15 protein-coding genes are annotated in these 15,209 nt (G+C 42.8%); 13 read left to right on the forward strand and 2 right to left on the reverse strand.

The window, feature by feature from the left end:
- Nucleotides 1–8 precede the first annotated feature (8 nt).
- From QNM16_RS00420 to QNM16_RS00450, 7 genes are all read left to right on the forward strand, one after another.
- Nucleotides 9–2,279, forward strand: coding sequence for a chemotaxis protein CheA (locus QNM16_RS00420; RefSeq protein WP_284018638.1), 2,271 nt, complete (start codon nt 9–11; stop codon nt 2,277–2,279).
- An 84-nt stretch (nt 2,280–2,363) separates the two neighbouring features.
- Nucleotides 2,364–3,503, forward strand: coding sequence for a protein-glutamate methylesterase/protein-glutamine glutaminase (locus QNM16_RS00425; RefSeq protein ID WP_284018639.1), 1,140 nt, complete (start codon nt 2,364–2,366; stop codon nt 3,501–3,503).
- Between the two features lie 61 nt (nt 3,504–3,564).
- The gene (locus tag QNM16_RS00430; protein ID WP_284018640.1) at nt 3,565–4,350 is read left to right on the forward strand and encodes a ParA family protein; all 786 of its coding nucleotides are present in this window, start codon (nt 3,565–3,567) and stop codon (nt 4,348–4,350) included.
- Nucleotides 4,343–5,122 carry a chemotaxis protein CheW gene (locus tag QNM16_RS00435; protein WP_284018642.1) on the forward strand — a complete coding sequence of 260 codons (780 nt, stop codon included), beginning with the start codon at nt 4,343–4,345 and terminating at the stop codon, nt 5,120–5,122. The genes QNM16_RS00430 and QNM16_RS00435 overlap by 8 nt, the downstream gene beginning before the upstream one ends.
- A gap of 24 nt (nt 5,123–5,146) precedes the next feature.
- Complete coding sequence (locus tag QNM16_RS00440; protein ID WP_023401824.1) at nt 5,147–5,644, forward strand: chemotaxis protein CheW; 498 nt, start codon at nt 5,147–5,149, stop codon at nt 5,642–5,644.
- 3 nt (nt 5,645–5,647) lie between these two features.
- Nucleotides 5,648–6,076: a DUF2802 domain-containing protein gene (locus tag QNM16_RS00445; protein ID WP_284018644.1), complete on the forward strand. Its 429-nt coding sequence runs from the start codon at nt 5,648–5,650 to the stop codon at nt 6,074–6,076.
- A gap of 157 nt (nt 6,077–6,233) precedes the next feature.
- Nucleotides 6,234–7,343, forward strand: a complete 1,110-nt coding sequence (locus tag QNM16_RS00450; RefSeq protein ID WP_284018645.1) for a serine hydrolase domain-containing protein — start codon at nt 6,234–6,236, stop codon at nt 7,341–7,343.
- A gap of 219 nt (nt 7,344–7,562) precedes the next feature.
- Here the strand turns inward: QNM16_RS00450 and QNM16_RS00455 are convergent, their stop codons facing one another.
- Both QNM16_RS00455 and fliK read right to left on the reverse strand, forming a co-directional pair.
- Complete coding sequence (locus tag QNM16_RS00455) at nt 7,563–7,859, reverse strand: EscU/YscU/HrcU family type III secretion system export apparatus switch protein (protein ID WP_063362904.1); 297 nt, start codon at nt 7,857–7,859, stop codon at nt 7,563–7,565.
- 2 nt (nt 7,860–7,861) lie between these two features.
- Nucleotides 7,862–10,414, reverse strand: a complete 2,553-nt coding sequence (fliK, locus tag QNM16_RS00460; RefSeq protein WP_284018646.1) for a flagellar hook-length control protein FliK — start codon at nt 10,412–10,414, stop codon at nt 7,862–7,864.
- Between the two features lie 105 nt (nt 10,415–10,519).
- Here fliK and ccmA point away from each other — a divergent pair, with 105 nt between their 5' ends.
- Genes ccmA through QNM16_RS00490 form a run of 6 tightly spaced genes read left to right on the forward strand, consistent with a single transcriptional unit; the run spans nt 10,520 to nt 15,207 of the window.
- Nucleotides 10,520–11,143, forward strand: coding sequence for a cytochrome c biogenesis heme-transporting ATPase CcmA (gene ccmA / locus QNM16_RS00465; RefSeq protein ID WP_284018647.1), 624 nt, complete (start codon nt 10,520–10,522; stop codon nt 11,141–11,143).
- Entirely contained in the window at nt 11,143–11,829 is a 687-nt protein-coding gene (gene ccmB, locus QNM16_RS00470) for a heme exporter protein CcmB (RefSeq protein WP_063362906.1), read from the forward strand. The genes ccmA and ccmB overlap by 1 nt, the downstream gene beginning before the upstream one ends.
- 1 nt (nt 11,830) lies before the next feature.
- On the forward strand, nt 11,831–12,568 hold the full coding sequence (locus tag QNM16_RS00475) for a heme ABC transporter permease (RefSeq protein ID WP_063362907.1): 738 nt from the start codon (nt 11,831–11,833) through the stop codon (nt 12,566–12,568).
- Between the two features lie 2 nt (nt 12,569–12,570).
- Entirely contained in the window at nt 12,571–12,777 is a 207-nt protein-coding gene (gene ccmD, locus QNM16_RS00480) for a heme exporter protein CcmD (RefSeq protein WP_211037279.1), read from the forward strand.
- Nucleotides 12,774–13,253, forward strand: coding sequence for a cytochrome c maturation protein CcmE (ccmE, locus tag QNM16_RS00485; RefSeq protein ID WP_063362909.1), 480 nt, complete (start codon nt 12,774–12,776; stop codon nt 13,251–13,253). The genes ccmD and ccmE overlap by 4 nt, the downstream gene beginning before the upstream one ends.
- 1 nt (nt 13,254) lies before the next feature.
- Nucleotides 13,255–15,207 (forward strand): heme lyase CcmF/NrfE family subunit, encoded by a 1,953-nt coding sequence (locus tag QNM16_RS00490; RefSeq protein WP_284018648.1) that lies wholly within the window; start codon nt 13,255–13,257, stop codon nt 15,205–15,207.
- Nucleotides 15,208–15,209: the final 2 nt, after the last annotated feature.

A 15,209-nucleotide genomic window follows, 5' to 3' on the forward strand; every position in this document is an offset into this window, starting at 1 on the left:
GTATAATAATGAGCTTTGAAGTCGATGAAGATATCTTACAAGACTTTCTTGTTGAAGCTGGAGAAATACTCGAACTGTTATCTGAGCAACTTGTTGAGTTAGAAAATAACCCAGATGACAAAGATTTGCTGAATGCAATTTTCAGAGGGTTCCATACCGTAAAAGGGGGAGCTGGGTTTTTAGGCATGAACGAGCTTGTTGATGCTTGTCATGGTGCTGAAAATGTTTTCGACGTATTGAGGCAAGGGCAGCGTTCGGTTAATCCTGAACTTATGGATGTGATCTTGCAGTCGCTGGATACAATAAATGATATGTTCGCGTGTATTCAAAACCGTGAGCAGCCAGAACCAGCGGATCAAGAGCTACTAGATATCTTGCACAAGCTCAGCCAGCCAGAATCAGCTGACGAAGAAATAGTTGCGCCAGCTGTTACTGCTGAACCAGCTCCAGAGCCAGAGCCTATTATCGATTCTGAAGATGATGTTTTGTTTGATGTTGGAGATGGTGAACCAGCAACATCTGACAGCATCGATGAAATCACAGAAGAAGAATTTGAAAGCCTACTAGATGAACTTCATGGTTCAGGTAATGGGCCTGCAGCTGAAGAGCCACAAGTATCACCATCCGCTCCTTCATCTGCACCTCCATCAAATGTGAATGATGGAGATATTACAGACGACGAATTCGATAGTTTGTTGGATGAATTGCATGGTGTAGGTCAATTTGGTGCCAAAAGTGACACTTCACCTGCGCCTAGCGGCCAAGACACAAGTGCACCTGCACCTTCAACCCCAACTCCGGCGGCTCCTCAGAGTTCTTCCAGTGGTGGTGATGAAGAAATTAATGATGATGAATTTGAAGCGTTGCTGGATGAACTTCATGGTAGAGGTCAAGCGCCAAAAAACTTAGAAGAATCATCGGGTGCATCAGGTTCAGCACCAGTACAAGCCCCTAAAACGGAAGCGACTCCGTCCCCTTCGCCAAAACCTGCTGCAAAACCACAACCAGCACCTAAAGCGGATGCACCTAAGCCTGTTGCAAAGGCTGCGCCTAAAGCTGCACCGGCAAAATCCGAGCCCAAAGGTGGTGCGCAGAAAAAGCCTGCTGCTCAGGCAGAAACAACAGTTCGTGTTGATACAAAACGACTCGACCAAATAATGAATATGGTAGGGGAACTTGTACTAGTTCGTAACCGTTTGGTCAGCCTTGCAAATAACAGTAATAGTGAGGCAATGGGTAAAGCCATATCAAATCTTGATGTGGTGACCGCTGATTTACAAGGTGCGGTCATGAAAACCCGAATGCAGCCTATCAAAAAAGTATTCGGCAGATTCCCGAGAGTTGTAAGAGACTTGGCTCGAAGCCTTAAAAAAGATATCAACCTGATTCTTGAAGGTGAAGATACGGATCTGGATAAAAACTTAGTTGAGGCATTGGCAGATCCGTTGGTGCACTTGGTTAGAAATTCGGTAGACCACGGTATTGAGATGCCAGACGTCCGTGAGGCCGGTGGTAAATCTCGTACAGGTACAGTTACGCTCTCTGCTTCGCAAGAGGGGGACCATATTCTTTTGACCATCAGAGATGATGGTGCAGGTATGGACCCTGAAAAACTAAAGAAAATAGCAATAAGCAAAGGCGTTATTGATTCAGATCAGGCGAGTAGATTGTCAGATACTGAAGCATATAATCTAATTTTTGCACCGGGTTTTTCAACCAAAGAAGAAATTTCTGACATCTCAGGTCGAGGTGTTGGTATGGATGTAGTTAAAACGAAGATCACGCAGCTGAATGGTCAAGTTAACATCCAGTCTGAGTTAGGTGTAGGCACCATCTTAGAAATTAAGGTACCGCTGACACTGGCTATTTTGCCAACCTTAATGGTGATGGTTGGTCAGCAAACATTTGCTTTACCACTTGCTGGTGTAAGTGAAATCTTCCATCTTGATTTGACTAAAACAAATGTAGTTGATGGCCAGTTAACGATCATTGTGCGTGAGAAGGCAATTCCACTGTTTTATCTCGAACACTGGTTGGTTAAAGGTACAGACATTAATCAGAAAAAAGCCGAAGGACATGTTGTTATCGTACAAATAGGTACTCAACAAGTCGGCTTTGTAGTTGACTCACTGATAGGTCAAGAAGAAGTGGTGATTAAACCTCTAGATTCCTTACTACAAGGCACTCCAGGTATGGCAGGTGCGACTATTACATCAGATGGTGGCATAGCCTTGATCTTAGATGTACCAAGCATGTTGAAGCATTACGCAGGCAAATAACATTCAATGTTGTTTGTTGTCACCGAATTAGTGGTGCCAAAGGCACCACTTTTCGGATCTGTAACATAAAAAAGAGCGATGCCAATGGCAGTAGTTGATGACTCGAGTTTTTTCCGTCGTCGTGTAAGTGAAATACTAGAAAAAGATGCAGGAATTGAGGTCATTGACTTCGCAGTCAATGGTCAAGAAGCTGTTGAAAAAGCAAGTAAGTTGCGACCTGATGTGATAACAATGGACGTTGAAATGCCCGTATTAGATGGCATTAGCGCTGTCAAAAAAATAATGCAAAGCAACCCAACGCCTATTTTGATGTTTTCGTCGTTGACCCGTGAGGGAGCGAGTGCAACTTTAGATGCGTTAGACGCTGGAGCTGTCGACTTTTTACCGAAAAAGTTTGAAGATATTGCTCGTAACAGCGAGGATGCTACTCGAGCATTGCAAACAAAGGTTAAGGAAATTGGTAGAAAGCGTGTAAGTCGCTTTACTCGTCCTATGACAACTGCCAAACCTGCGACACCTGCGAGCACATCGCCTAAACCTGCTTCGAGTTTAAGAAGTAGCTCTTCGGTCGCGCAGCCAGACCGAAGCTTTCAAAAAGCGCCGGTGGAGTCTACACCACAACGTAGTTTTAAAGCGTCAGGAAAATCATATAAAGTTGTTGCAATTGGCACCTCTACGGGCGGACCTGTGGCTCTTCAAACGATTTTGACGCAACTACCTGCTAATTTTCCTCATCCTATTTTGCTAATCCAACACATGCCTGCAGCGTTCACTCCTGCATTTGCTCAGCGATTAAATAGTTTGTGCAAAATAAAGGTCAAAGAGGCAGAGCAGGGAGATAAACTGATGCCAGGCGTTGCGTATTTAGCGCCGGGTGGTAAGCAAATGATGGTCGAGTCTAGAGGCGGCAGCAAAACGCTGAAGGTGTTTGAGGACGATAGCCCTAGAATTACTTATAAACCATGTGTTGATGTTACCTTTGCAAGCACAGCAAAAGCCTATTCAGGTGATGTATTGGCAATTGTGTTAACAGGTATGGGCGCAGACGGTAGAGATGGTGCTCGTATGCTGAAACAAGTTGGCGCAACAATTTGGGCTCAAGATGAAAAGACCTGTGTTGTATATGGCATGCCTCAAGCAGTCGCTGCAGCTGGTTTGTCATCAGAAAGTCTAGCTTTACAAGACGTTGCGCTGCGGATTAATAAAGAGCTGGGGATTGCTTAAAGTATATAAACTAGTTAGATGTAGCTTTGTCATGAAAGTCACAAAGGAATAAAATAATAAAGTGAAAATTTGGACGGTAGCGAATCAAAAAGGTGGTGTAGGTAAAACGACCACTGCGGTTAGCTTGGGCGGCATTCTTGCAGCCGAAGGGAAAAAGGTATTATTAATTGATACGGATCCGCATGCATCACTAACATATTACTTTGGAATAGACTCAGAAGATCTAGAGGTGAGTGTTTATGATATTTTTATCCGCGGTTCCAACATGCAAAGCGAAGAAATATTGCAAGCCTTGTGCCCTTCAACCGTTGAGAGTCTAGATATCCTACCTGCGACAATGGCGATTGCAACGTTAGACCGAAGCATGGGAAATCGCTCTGGCATGGGTCTGATACTAAAAAAAGCGCTAGCTAAAATTAGTGATTATTACGATTACGCTATCTTGGATTGTCCACCAGTACTTGGTGTGTTAATGGTCAATGCATTAGCTGCTAGTGAGCGCATTTTAATTCCCGTGCAAACTGAGTTTCTGGCACTGAAAGGGCTCGATAGAATGATGCGAACAATGACATTAATGCAAAGTTCGCATTCTAAGCAATATCAATATACTATAGTCCCTACAATGTACGATAAGCGTACGAAAGCATCTTTAGAAGCGTATAAATCGTTAGTCGAATCATATCAGGATAAAGTGTGGCCGGGTGTTATCCCTGTTGATACTAAATTCAGAGATGCTAGCTTGGCACAGAAGGTTCCGGTACAATTCTGCCCCAAATCAAGAGGCGTATATGCATATCGAGCTTTGCTTGAGCATATTGGTGAATTAGAAAGAGGTAAGAATGAGTAAGCACCTGTTTGCAAATGAACAAGTGATGAAACAATATCTTGGCGCCTTATTGCAAGAAGAGGATGGCCAGGATGTTGCACTTGCGCCAGTTGCAAGGCTGCTTGAATCAGTGCCTGACGTACAAAAGCAACTACTCGAACAAGTCGAGAATAAAGACGCATTAACAGCAGATGTTGAGGTAAAAGTTCAGCCACAGGAGAAGATTGTAGAGAAGGTTCTGCAAGAAACTCCAGTGATGCCAGTCCAAGAGCTTGAGATAACTGAAAATACAACTATTATCAAAGAACAAGCGCCTGCTAAGAGTGCTGCGAAGGAAGCTTTTATTGAAGGGGAGTTTCAGGCTTTATTCTTTGAAGTTGCTGGGCTGACGTTAGCCGTTCCTCTGCAAGCGTTGGGTGGCATTCACCAGCTTACTGAGGTCAATCAGTTATTTGGAAAACCCAAGTGGTTCAAAGGGGTGATGCTGAACCGTGAAGAGAAGCTGAACGTTGTTGATACTGCCAGGTGGGTTATGCCTGAAAAGTTTACCCCTGAATTGGAATCAAAGCTCAATTATCAATATTTGATAATGCTAGGAGATAGCCAGTGGGGGCTGCTAGCAGAAAAGTTAGTCAATAACATTACACTCACTGCCGATGATGTAAAATGGCGAACAGCATGTGGTAAGCGTCCATGGCTTGCGGGCGTTATTAAAGAAAAAATGTGTGCGCTTATTGACGTAGAGAATTTAAATAGGTTGCTAGAAAAAGGCCTCGATAGCCGAGAGCAGTAACTAGCATCAATCTGGAGTTTAATCATGAGCCAAGAAAGAATACTTTCTGCAGATAAAAATGCCGATAGTAATGATGAAGTCCTACAGTGGGTGACATATAAGCTAGAGGAAGAAACATACGGTATCAATGTAATGCAGGTACAAGAAGTACTTCGTTACACTGAAATTGCGCCTGTACCAGGTGCACCAAGTTATGTACTTGGTATCATCAATTTGCGTGGTAACGTTGTAACAGTAATTGATACACGTGCACGTTTTGGATTGATGAGCGCAGAAGTGACGGATAACTCTCGTATCGTGATAATCGAAGCAGAAAAACAAGTGATTGGTATTTTGGTCGATAGCGTTGCAGAAGTTGTTTACTTGCGTAGCTCTGAGATTGACAGTGCGCCAAACATTGGCACTGAAGAAAGCGCTAAGTTTATCCAAGGCGTATCTAATCGTGAAGGTGAGCTGCTCATCTTGGTTGACTTGAATAAACTACTCAGTGATGATGAGTGGGATGAGCTGAGTCATTTGTAACTTGTGGCAGCAGTAAATTTAGACGATGTACTCATTGTACTTGTAGTCGTATCGTGCGTTGTCAGCTTAACTTGTTTAGGTTTGTTGTTTTTATTTAGCAAACGCTTACAACAAGCCCAAAACAATGCTGCGAGGTTACATAAGCAATCACGTAGTGATGCAGAACAAATTAGCATTTTAAGAAGTGAAATCGCAGAAGTAAGAGCAAGTGTTTTGAGTATTGGAAAGCGACTTGTTGACTGTGAGACTTTTGCAAAAGATTTAGCTCAGCAACAAGCTGCGCAAAAGTATGATGACCCAGATGCAAAAATATACTCTCGAGCGGTCAAGATGGTTGAGCTTGGCGCAGATTTAGAAGAAATAATGAGAGAGTGTGAGCTCCCACGAGCAGAAGCTGAGTTGCTTATGTCTCTGCATAACAAATCCCAATAAAGGTGCCATATGGCACCTTTTTTATTTCATATATGAAATACTGTTTATGACATCAGAATTATGAAAACATAAGCCTAAACACACTCGATTACTAGGCAATAATTAGATAGTATTCGATGTGAGAATAGTAGTAATTGAATTTCACCAAGGAAAGTGAATGGTTTATCGATTAAGTTGCTTTATTATTTTTTTGATGCTTGTGGGCTGTGCGCAAACTGATTTATCTTTGCAAGATAAGTTGATCCAGCAGGTTCATAATAATGCGTTACATCATGGTATACCGTCTCAAGCTGTATTAATTAGTAACAATGGTAATATACAGTTTAACTATGCATTAGATACCTCTCAGCAAAAAAAGGATATAAAGTTAAACGAGCACAGCATGTTTCCAATTTTTTCTGTAAGTAAACTGTTCGCCAATGTGCTTGTGTATCAACTTGTAGAACAAGAGCAAATTAAATTAAGTGACCGTATAGGTGAGTATGTTAAGTTACCAAGTCATTGGCAACACATACCTATCAATGCTTTATTGAATCATACATCAGGGCTGCCTGAGTACTTTGTTGTGTCTGACCAAGAAGTAGTGGCGCCAAGTAACCAAGATGTGCTGATAGAAAAACTCGGGGCCCAGCAGCCTATCTTTGAATTAAATACACAAATTCAGTATACGCAAACAAACTATATGCTACTCAAAGCGCTATTAGAGTCTTTGACTGGACAGCCTTATGAGTCATTGGTTAAAACACGCATCTTTAGCCCCTTAAAAATGTCCAACACCGCTTTTCATGTTGATGACCTTACTAAAGGCGTTGTGCGTTCTTACTTATCAAATGGGGGAGATAGTTTAAAACCCAATGGTTATGTATTTCCTCGTTATAGTAGTGCCCATACAGGCGCTTATTCTACGGCATACGATTTAAATCTTTTCTTGAGTGGCTTGATGGAAGGTAAGTTGATCAATAAAGCCCTGCTAGTTGATTTTTGGCGGCCGCAGAAGCTTAAAAACGGTATTACAAATTACTTTGCGTTGGGGTGGGATACCGACGAAGTGGGGCGTTGGTCGACGGCAGGGCATGATGGTGGCACATTGGTAAGAGTGTCTGTCTTATATCAAGAAAATACGGACGACTATATGACATATATTTATCTAACAAATGGGAATTTAGATGGTATATGGAGTAGCCGGTTAATCAACTCTCTGCAACAGCATACATTACCTGACTTTTATTCTAGAGCGGTGGCTTGGGTAAGTTATAACGTGCTTTAATAAAGTATCTATGCAAGTAGAGTATAAATAAATGAGATTGAAATCATAAAGTCATCTTATTTATATTAACCAACTATTTTGCTTGCAATGAGAATAAGGCAAAAAGCACATTCATGTTTGAAGTTTAAATGCTTACTTTATGACTTGATGTGGCGAACAAAATTTTAGTGCGCACTATGTATCACAAGACATTAATATCGTTATTAATATTTCTAATTGCTAGGCTTTTATATTTAGCTTGCCCTGAAAATTTTTCCAACCCGGTGGAAATTTACCGCGTAGCACATAAGAAAATGCAATTAATTCAGCGATGACATAATAGAGCTCTTCTGGGATCTCTTCATGTAAGTCTAGTTGCCCAAGCGTTTTCACCAGTGCAGGGTCTTCGTGGATCATGATGTCTTTTTCTTTGGCCAAAGCGATGATCTCTTCAGCGAGTTCTCCAAACCCTTTACAGACAACTTCAGGTGATTTACCCGCTTCATATAGAAGCCCAACGGCTGTTTTTTGTTCCATATTTATACCTTTATGTTAACGATTGCGTGCTTATCGTAGAACTGTTTGACTTGCACAGCATCTTCACGCAGTGCGATATCACCTACTTGCAGGCCATGGGCTGCAAGCTTGCTTCTCAAGGCGTCCAGATGAGGTTCTGCAAGCTGACATACGCTGGGGCTGTCACCAACAATTTCGCAATCTACGGCTTTGTCCATAAGCTCAGCTTGGACACTTAGCTGTCCCAGTGCTTCATAGTCAAAGTTTAGCCTGACAAACCATACTTGCTTTTCCGGTAACCCTGCTTTTGCAGGTTTTTTGTAGTTGCCTATTTGCAATTCACTTTGCCTGCACTCTGGTGGGGTTTTCATCGGCAAGAATAAATTGATGAGCAGTTGACTCTCACTGTCAAACTTTTGACCAAGTGCTTGCGTTTGGTTGGTTGGTGACATTGCATTTTGGATAAAGCTAAGTTCCTCAACCAGATTTTGCTGTGCTGATAAATTCACAGCCTGAATAAACTGCTTGGGTTGTTGTAATTTATTTCCGGGAAATAAGGTTTCCACCATGCTGGCGATACGTTGTTCTTGTGACACATTTTTTGGCAGTTGAGCCTCATTTTGACTACTAAGTTGTGTGCCTAGCAGTGTTACAAGCAATTTATCTAATGCTTGAGTAAAGCTCGTCATAGGCACACTGGTGTTTAACGGTGTTGCGATATTAGGTAAACGACTAAACAAATCTTGGCTAACCATGTCTGGCGTTGCTTTTCCTTCGTCCATCAAGCGTGAAAATGCCTGATGAACAAGCCGAGTGAGATCCACCGACTGGCTGCTTTTAAAGCTCATCTTTTCTGAGATTTTCTCGCTCAACAATGCGGGATCTTTGAGATCTGGTGTTTGCGTTTGTGTTAATGCGGCTTCTCGCAAAGGTTTGCTAAGTATATGTGCCAGTGGCAGTGATGCAGGTGCTGCATTTTGTGATTTTTGGGCGCCACGTAGTGGGATCACATCAGTTAATTGCATTTGTGTCGCGAGTTTTGTTTGCGTCATACTGAGTTGTTCTGCCGTAATTGGCCCGTTATTTTTTGGTAATGCTGCAGAAAGGACTTGTTGGATCAGTTGCAAACGCATCTCAAATGGTATTTTTGCAGCGCTGCTTTGCGCACTTTGCAATGCATTTACAGGCGGCGTTGCTTGTGTTTTTGTCGTGCTCACTGATTGCTTATTATCACCTTGAAGAGCAAAGCTATTTGGCTTGTTATTATCAGGGGTAATACTTTTAGCTTTTTGCTGCTCTGTCGCGTTTGCGCCACCAAAAGGTGATTGTAGGGCTTGGTTTTTTGCACTAACAAGCCCTTGTTTGTGCATTGCTGATTGATTTTGTGAGTCCAGCCCAGAGAAATTTTGTTTAATACCTTCAGAGAGTGTCATTAACGCTAAGCTAGCAGGGCGCAAGGCTGCTGATGTATAAAGTGGCTGGTGTAAATAGGTTTTGGCTGTAGCAGTGATAGATGGAATTTGCTGAGCTGGGTGCTGATTGGCTCTATTTGTATCTTGCTGTGCAGTGCGGTTAAAAAATGGTGTTTGAGTAATGGCTTGCAAGGCCTGTTTTACGGTTTGCTTTATATCAGCCAAGGAGACGTTAAAAAGTGGTTTGTCATATTTTAAAGTTTGCTCTTTGTATGACTGAGTCGCCTCCTTTAATTGAGTTTGAAATGCATGAGTATCTAGCTTGGGTAAAATACTTTTAAGTGATGTAGCTAGTTTGATTTTAGTTGACTTAGTCGCGATTGCGACTTCAATCCCATCAGGTGCAGTGCTTAGCTTAGCACCATGCCATACTTGCTTTTGTAATTGCTTTAATTCAGTAGGTGTTGGCGTTTGAATTTGCGTAATGTCATGCTGATGTCGACCCAGCTTCAGCGTGCCTTTATTTTGCGTCAGCTGCAAATAGTTAGATGTTTGTTGACTGAGCTGACTCACTAATTTTGCAATGGCCTTTTTTGCAACCGGCATTTGATGCAACTTGTCGCCAAACATATTAAATACTTGCATCAAGACTTTATCACTTTTGGCGCTTAGGCTGGCCACCAATTTAGATTCTTGCTGCAATAAGTTGCCTATGCTTGGTGGAATTGGCACGTTCACCCCTAGCTTGGGCAAAGCGAGTTGTGAATGAGGTGTTTGTTTTATTTGTGCGTCGGTTTGAATGGCACTGTGATCGCCAAACCCTTTTAAAACGCCAAGTAAACTGAGAAGTGATTGTGCTGATTTTAACGATAATTTTGCCTCAGGTGTCACAAGGGTAAGCACAGTGCCAGTGGCATCTAATTTTAATTGTGCTTCCGGTAATTTCAAAACCTGATCTATGTTTGCTTCGCTACTTAAACGCACCGGTTGCCAGCGCCCTTCAAGTGCAACTTCCATTTGAATTGAGTCTGGTTTGATAACAATATTACGCGCTAAAAATGTTTTATCTGCGTCTAATTGCGGTTGAGTGTTGCTACCTTGTGAAGATATTGTTGTCGTTGACACATTTGCCGGATGTTGTACAGGAATTGTTTGCTTATTCATTATTCTAAATCAAATTTTCGGTAATCGGTCACAAGGTATTATTCGTATTACAATATCACTATGATAGACTTACGCCCACATTTAGGGTCGTGAGAATAACAAATTTTGCTAGAGATTAAGGCTTTAACTTGTATCAAACAAGACCGTTGTTTGTTCGAATCACTTAACTTTTCATTGTTATCTGGTCAAATCATGCAAATAGAAGGCCCAAATGGTGCAGGAAAAACATCGTTGCTGAGAATAATAGCCGGTTTTTCTCAGCCAGATGAAGGTAGTGTTCTGTTTAATAAGAAAAATATTAATGAAGACTACGATGGCTTTGCTCAGTCTTTGCTGTTTATTGGACATAAAACAGGTGTTAATCAGCAGCTCACAGCCTATGAAAATGTCATGCATTGGCTCACTGTTCACGGCTATAAAAGCGCACAAACGGAAATATATGACCTCCTTGGCAAGCTAGGTCTTGTCGGCTTAGAAGATGTCCCCGTCAGAACTTTATCCGCTGGTCAGCAACGTCGTGTAGCTTTGGTGCGTTTGTGGCTTAATGATGCCAAACTTTGGATCTTAGATGAGCCCTTTACTGCCTTAGATAAAAAGGGTGTTGCTATGTTACAAGCGCAATTTCAACTGCATTTGGATAACGGTGGCGCTATTTTGTTAACAACTCACCAAGATCTCACCAACTCGTTTAGCTCTTTGCAAACCTTGGTTTTGGAGTATCGCCACTGATGCAAGTAAGCAATTCATATTGGACGCTATTTTGCTCCGTTTATAAAAAAGATGTCACGCTGGCATTTCGCCAACGGGCTGAAATCGTTAATCCGCTCCTGTTTTTCTTGATTGTCATTACTTTATTTCCCCTTGCGATTGGCCCTGAACCGGGGTTATTAGCGAGAATGGCACCGGGGATTATTTGGGTCGCAGCGCTTTTATCAACTATGTTAGGGTTAGATAAGATTTTTCGTGACGATTACATGGATGGCTCATTAGAGCAGCTGATTGCTTCCCCCTATCCATTGCCGCTGGCTGTATTAGCGAAAGTCGCGGCACATTGGACAACGGCTGGACTCCCCATGGTGGTCATGGCGCCTGTGTTTTCTATGTTGATGAACTTAGAGTCGCAAGCGCTCGGTGCAACCATATTAACATTACTAATTGGCACCCCATTATTAAGCTTTATTGGTGCCATTGGAGCAGGCCTGACTGTTGGCTTGCAAAAGGGCGGTATTTTAATGAGTTTACTCGTTTTACCGCTATATATCCCAGTACTTATTTTTGCAACGTCCGCTATTGATACTAGCATCATGTCTTTAGCATATAGTGGGCAGCTTGCAATCCTTGGTGCGATGTTAGCCGTCGCTTTAGTCGCCGCACCAATTGCTATATCGTCAGCTTTAAGAGTGAGTGTAAGTTAAAATGTGGAAGTGGTTACATCCTTATGCCAAAGCGGAGCGTGCTTACCAATTGTGTAACACTTTGCTTCCGTACTTTGTTGTGGTGTCCGTGCTATGTATTGTGGTTGGATGGGTGTGGGGGCTTGCGTACGCCCCTGCAGACTACCAACAAAAGGATAGTTACCGGATCATCTTTATTCATGTGCCTTCGGCTATTTTGTCGATGGGGGCATACTCTTCTATGGCTATAGCTGCCATCATTGCATTGGTTTGGCAGCTACGAAATGCTGAACTGGCTGTCATTGCAATTGCGCCAGTAGGGGCGGCGATGACTGCGATTGCGCTTATCACCGGATCTGCATGGGGCAAGCCAATGTGGGGCGCTTGGTGGGTGTGGGACGCAAGGCTTACCTCAGAACTCATCTTATTATTTTTGTACTTAGGTGTGCTCTCGCTATTCCATGCTTTTGAAGATAAAAAAGCGGGCGGTAAAGCAGCATGTATTTTAGCGATTGTAGGGGTTGTTAATCTACCGATTATTCATTTTTCGGTAGAGTGGTGGAATACGCTTCATCAAGGAGGCGCTATCACTAAATTTGATACATCAGCAATTGACCCGTCGATGCTTTGGCCCTTACTGATTAATATTTTAGGGTTTGCAGCACTGGTTGGGATGCTTACTTTGATCCGTCTAAAAAATGAAATTATACAGGTCGAAAAACATCGTCCTTGGGTCCGTCAATTAGTTAGTCGAGGTTGATTATGCAGTTTGAATCATTTAGCGACTTTATCGCCATGGGTGGTTATGGATTTTATGTTTGGCTTTCTTTTGGTAGCTGTGCCGTCATCATATTGGGCCTGTTATTTGGCTCGCTGTACGAAGGCAAACAACTAAAACAACAAGTAAAGTCTCAAATGGCCAGAGAAGAACGAATTAAAAAGGCCAAAGAAATGGAGGCACAGGTATGAACCCAAGACGTAAAAAGCGGTTGTTTACTGTCCTTGCCGTGATTTTTGGTATTGGGTCAGCGGTTGGTTTGACTTTGTATGCATTGCAAGAAAATATCAACTTATTCTACACACCGAGCGAGTTAGTGAATGGTAAAGGGCCAGAGTTAGAGAAACCAACAATTGGCCAAAAGCTGCGTATAGGCGGTATGGTTGTGCCTGGTTCAGTGGTGCGTGATGAGACTTCATTAGATGTTGAATTCAAACTCATTGATACAGGGCCACTTGTGACCATTCGCTATCAAGGTATTTTGCCTGACCTGTTTCGAGAAGGGCAGGGGATTGTTGCTCAGGGGACTTTGATTGAACCTGATGTAATCGAAGCCTTTGAAGTTTTAGCAAAGCACGACGAAGAATATATGCCTTCTGAAGTGGCTGAGGCAGTAAAAGGGATCAAGCACGAAAAACCTAAATATAATTTAAATAGCGAGAACTAGTATGATCCCAGAAATAGGATATTTTGCGCTAGTTTTAGCTATGGCACTGAGCCTGCTTCTTTGTATTTTCCCGCTTTGGGGGGCATATACTGGGAACTTAAGGTTGATGCGTGCAGCCCCATCTTTGGCAATCGGGCAGTGTTTATTTGTATTGTTTTCATTTGGCATTCTTATTTATATCACGTTGACGGATGATTTTACCGTTGCGTACGTGGCACACCATTCAAGTAGCACCTTACCTTGGTACTACAAGGTGACCTCAACGTGGGGCGGACATGAAGGTGCGATTTTACTCTGGCTAGTGATGCAATCTAGCTGGACTGCATTGGTTGCATTAATGTCAAAGTCACTGCCTTGGGTGCTCAGAGCACGTGTACTGGGCGTACTGGGTTTCCTTGGCGTTGGTTTCATGTTGTATACCTTGTGGATGTCGAGCCCATTTGAGCGTCTGTTACCTTACTTTCCTGTTGAAGGACGTGATTTAAATCCGTTGTTACAAGATCCCGGTATGATCATACATCCACCGCTGCTATATATGGGCTATGTGGGTTTGTCTGTATCATTTTCATTTGCCATTGCCGCATTATTAACAGGCAAGCTAGATAATACTTGGGCTAAATGGTCTCGACCTTGGACCATGGTTGCTTGGGCATTTTTAACTTTGGGGATCACCATAGGCAGTTGGTGGGCTTATGCTGAACTTGGCTGGGGAGGCTGGTGGTTCTGGGATCCCGTTGAGAATGCCTCGTTGATGCCTTGGTTAGTTGCCACAGCCTTGCTGCATTCGTTGGCAGTGACTGAAAAACGCGGGGTATTTAAATCTTGGACCGTATTGCTGGCTATTGCCGCGTTTAGCTTATGTCTGTTGGGCACCTTCATTGTTCGCTCTGGCATTATCGTCTCTGTACATGCGTTTGCTACAGATCCTGATAGAGGTTTGTACATTTTATCTTTCTTGGCTGTGGTTGTTGGCGGCAGTTTGGCCTTGTATGCCGCACGAGTTTCTCAAGTTCATAGCGAAGGTCGTTATCGATTTGCTTCTCGAGAAGTGGCTTTGTGGCTCAATAATATTTTCTTAGTGGTTGCGACCTTAATTGTATTGTTAGGGACTTTACTGCCAATGATCCACAAAGAATTAGGCCTTGGTTCAATTTCAATTGGGGTACCTTTCTTTAATCAGATGTTTGCCATTTTAATCGTGCCATTTGCATTGTTGTTAGGGATTGCCCCAATGTTGCGCTGGAAGCAAAACACACTGTCTCCGTTGGCAAAAAAATGGTTGATCAATGTTGTGCTTAGTCTTGTGGCGACGGCCGCATGGTTGTTCTCTAGTTATGAGCAAGTCTCTGCGCTGACTTTTATGGCGACGGCACTGGCGGTTTGGATTGTGTTTTCAACCATCGCTGATTTATTGCAAAAAGTGTCATTGCAGACATCTATTTCAGAAGGTTTCAAACGACTCGGTTTGAGTTACTGGGCCATGGTACTGGGTCATGTTGGACTCGCTTTTGTGATTGCCAGTGTAACTTTGACTTCTGCTTATTCGGTAGAACGTGCTGTTGCTATGAAGCCCGGAGATATTGCGACCTTAAATGAGTACCAATATCGCTTTGATGGCGTCAAAGAGATCCGAGGACCAAACTACAGTGGCCATGCTGGGGTCGTAACTGTGCTTAAAAACGATGAGTTTGTAACAGAGCTTTATGCCGAAAAGCGGTTATACGATATTGGCATGCAATTTATGACAGAGGCGGCCATCGATGATGGATTTTTCCGTGATTTGTATCTGGCTTTAGGTGAGCAAATGAGCCAAGGAGCTTGGTCATTACGGATTTATCATAAGCCTTACGTTCGCTGGATGTGGCTTGGCGGGATTTTGATTTCCTTGGCAGGTTTCGTCGTGCTGGCAGATAAACGCTATCGTCGTCGTGTGAAAAAAGAGGCTCAAGTTTAATT

Origin of the sequence: Pseudoalteromonas umbrosa, from assembly GCF_030125375.1 — a bacterium.
Lineage (GTDB): Bacteria > Pseudomonadota > Gammaproteobacteria > Enterobacterales > Alteromonadaceae > Pseudoalteromonas > Pseudoalteromonas umbrosa.